The sequence below is a fragment of the Thioalkalivibrio sp. HL-Eb18 genome, from assembly GCF_000364985.1.
Lineage (GTDB): Bacteria > Pseudomonadota > Gammaproteobacteria > Ectothiorhodospirales > Ectothiorhodospiraceae > Thioalkalivibrio.
Genome location: NZ_KB822994.1, coordinates 1 through 1,015 on the forward strand (window position 1 = coordinate 1; position 1,015 = coordinate 1,015).

Sequence of the window (1,015 nt, forward strand, 5' to 3'; positions counted from 1 at the left end):
CCCGCCATGAAACCCCTTGCACCCCGTAGGGCAAGACGGTATCTACGGGGGGCTGATCGCGCGTTGGGGGTGCCCCTGTAGGAGCCGCCTCGGCGGCGAAGCCCTTGCCAGAGCCTGACGCGGGCCGGGGCGTTCGCCTGCGAGCAGGCTCCTACGGGGGCTGGTCGCGCGTTGGGGCGCCCCTGTAGGAGCCGCCTTGGCGGCGAAGCCCCTACCAGAGCCCGGTGCGGGCTGGGGCGTTCGCCTGCGAGCAGGCTCCTACGGGGGGCTGGTCGTGCGTTGGGGTGCCCCTGTAGGAGCCGCCTCGGCGGCGAAGCCCCTGCCAGATTCAGGCCTGCCACGAGCGCCTGATATCCTCGGCCGCGAAACGGAATGCAAAAGGAGGCCTTATGCCACGGAAGGCACAAGGGCATCGCCTGCGCCACGGCCGGTTCAGCGAGCCGGGGCGTATCTACCTCGTTACAACGGTGTGTGCGGGCCGGCGGCCATGGTTTGCAGACTTCGCCCGGGCCCGTTGCTGCGTGCAGGCGTTGCGGGAGGTTAACGACGCCGTCACGACGTTATCTTTCGTGGTCATGCCGGACCACCTGCACTGGCTGCTGCAACTGGACCACGGAGAACTCCCGGTTGCCGTACAAAAGGTGAAGGCCAACACCACCCGTCGCATCGGGCATCTTGCGGGTACGCGCTGCCACATATGGCAGAAGGGCTTCCACGATCGCGCACTACGCCGCGAAGAAGACCTCCAGGCCGTCGCTCGATATGTGGTTGCCAACCCGCTAAGAGCGGGCCTCGTTCGCAATCTGCGTGATTATCCGCACTGGGATGCGCTCTGGTTGTAGATCCCCTGCAGGAGCCTGCTCGCAGGCGAACGCCCCGGCCCGGGTCCGGCATTGGCAGGGGCTTCGCCGCCGAGGCGGCTCCTACGGGGGCCTTCCAACGCGCGACCAGCCCCCTGTAGATACCGTCTTGCCCTACGGGGTGCAAGGGGTTTCATGGCGGGCTTGATACGGGG

General features: G+C 67.4%; 1 protein-coding gene. It reads left to right on the top strand.

Annotated features, from left to right (window positions below):
• The first annotated feature begins 389 nt into the window (after positions 1–389).
• Positions 390–842: a transposase gene (locus tag F813_RS0113455; protein WP_017926948.1), complete on the top strand. Its 453-nt coding sequence runs from the start codon at positions 390–392 to the stop codon at positions 840–842.
• The last annotated feature ends 173 nt before the right edge of the window (positions 843–1,015 follow it).